Raw genomic sequence first — 2,367 nt, 5'->3', positions numbered from 1 at the left:
TGTTAGTGGCCAATTAAAATGACCCACTACTGGCCATTAATTTTGACCCACCTCCGGGTGGCCGTCAGGCCACAGAACCAGCTACTGTCCTCCGCTTTTGTTAATGGCCGAGGGCATGTCAGTGAAGGAGTGGGTTGTGATACACAAGATCAAAGCATTACACGACAACGGCCAGGGACTGTCGATCCGCGCCATCAGCCAGGAGCTGGGCGTATCCCGCAACACCGTGCGTAAGTACCTGCGCATGGACGAGAGAGCGATCGGATACCAGTTGGACGATCCCGCCCGCACCAAGCGACTCGATGAGTACCGGGACTATCTCGTTTATTTACTTGAAGAGTTTCCCAAGCTCAGTGCCGTCAAGATTGCCCGTAAGCTGCGGGCCAAGGTTGGCGACCTGCCGGTCTCGGATCGTTCCCTGCGCCGCTATGTGCACACACTCAAGGACGAAGTGGCTGCGGCCCAGCTGCGCTACTATGAGCCCATCGTGGACGATGTGGCGGGGGTTCAGTGCCAGGTGGATCCCGGTGAGTTGCGCGGGGTGGTGATCGGTGGGGAACAGCGCACGCTGCACTTTGTGGTGTTCGTTCTGTCCTACTCGCGGTTGATGTACGTGGGCCTGGCCTTTCGCCCGCTGGATACGCAGACCTTTATCCAGCTCCACGATGAGGCCCTGCGTTACTTCGGTGGCCTGCCCGAGGAGTGCGTTTACGATCAGACCAAGCTGGTGGTGATCAACGAGCAGTACCGCGAGCTCACCCTCAACCAGCGCTTCCACGAGTACGCCACCGCGGCCGGGTACCGGATCCATGCCTGTGAAGGCTATGACCCGGAGAGCAAGGGCAAGGTGGAGTCCGGCGTGAACTACGTCAAGCAGGATTGTCTCTACGGGGAAGTCTTCCGGGATCAGGCGCATGTGCGCGAGCATGTGCAGGACTGGCTTGAGAGCGTGGCCAATGTCCGGATCCACGGCACCACCGGGGAACCGCCCCGGGAACGCTTTGAGCGCGACGAACGCCACCATCTGAAGGCCTATCTCGCACCGGCTTGTGTGCACTCAGTGGCCCGCCAGACCCGCTGCGCCGACAAGACGGGCCTGATCGCGTGGAAGGCCAATAAGTACTCGGTGCCCATGGCCTGGCAACAAGCGCGGGTGGGCGTTGTGGCCTCCGACGACGGCCAGCTCCACATCAGCGATCTGAATACGGGCGACGTTATTGCCCGTCATACCCTGTCCGCCGACAAAGGCCGGATCATCAAGAACAACCACCACTACCGGGATCATGACCAGCGCCTGGGCAAGCTGGAAACCGACATCCGTGAGCAGGTCGGGCAAGAGACCGGGCAGCGACTATGCCAGCAGCTCAAACGCTCCGGGCCCAGGATTTACAAAGATCAGCTGGTGGCGGCCAGGGAGCTGCTCAGCCACCACGCCCCCGTGGATCCCCAGTTGATCATGACGGTGGCCGATCGCCCCGGCATGACCGCCACGAGGCTAAGAAGTTATCTGGAAGCGAGCGAGGCGGCCGCCCAGCGCCAGCGAGAGCCGGAACCGGTTCCGGGGGCCGATCAGGCCCTGGATCTGAGCGCTTACCAGCAGCTTGGCCACTCCAGTGGCCAGGAGGTAACCCATGAGCCAGCTTGAGCAGACCGTGGCCCGTTACCGCAGCCTGCGCCTGAGCGCGGCGGCGGATGAACTGACAAACCTGTTGGCGCAAGCGGAAGCCAACGAGATGTCGTATCTGAGCTTCGCCGACCGGCTTGCCGAACACGAGCTGATCCAGCGACAGGACAATCGGATCCGGCGCAATCGCAAAATGGCGGCCTTCCCCGCTGACAAGCACCTGGAGGGGTTCGATTACCGCTACCAGACCACCATCACCAAGCGCCAGGTCAACGCCCTGCTGGACTTCCAGTTCATCGATGAGCGCAACAACCTGGTGTTCATCGGCCCGCCCGGCGTAGGCAAGACCCACCTGGCCATCGGCATCGGCCACAAGGCCGTGGAGGCCGGCTACCGGGTCCTGTTCCGCAACGCCCTGGATCTGGTCGAAGAGCTGGAGCTGGCCGAGATGAAGGGCGAGCTCAAAAAGCGGGTCAGCCAGCTGGCCAAGTACGACCTGCTGATCATCGATGAGCTGGGCTATCTGCCGATGACCCGCCAGGCAAGGTACAACCTGTTCCAGCTGATCAACAGCCTGTACGAGTATCGCTCGATCATCCTCACCACCAACAAGGACTTCACCAGCTGGGGCGAGTTTTTCCACGACGACAACGTGGCGGTACCGATCATTGACCGGGTCATCCACCATTCACACATCTTTATGCTGGGAGGAGAAAGCTATCGACTGAAGCAGAAAACCAAGA

General features: G+C 60.9%; 2 protein-coding genes. Both read left to right on the top strand.

What is annotated here, in order from left to right; translation table 11 throughout:
• Window positions 1-136: 136 nt before the first annotated feature.
• Window positions 137-1,645, top strand: coding sequence for an IS21 family transposase (gene istA, locus AC1RQI_RS16655; RefSeq protein WP_481905734.1), 1,509 nt, complete (start codon window positions 137-139; stop codon window positions 1,643-1,645).
• Window positions 1,632-2,367, top strand: a 736-nt coding sequence (gene istB, locus AC1RQI_RS16650) for an IS21-like element helper ATPase IstB (RefSeq protein WP_481905733.1), incomplete at its 3' end; no start/stop codon positions are given. The genes istA and istB, both read left to right, overlap by 14 nt.

This window comes from Salicola sp. AFF1, from assembly GCF_056783195.1.
The sequence above is the reverse complement of the archived record's forward strand: the minus strand, read 5'-3'. Positions and strand labels throughout refer to the sequence as shown.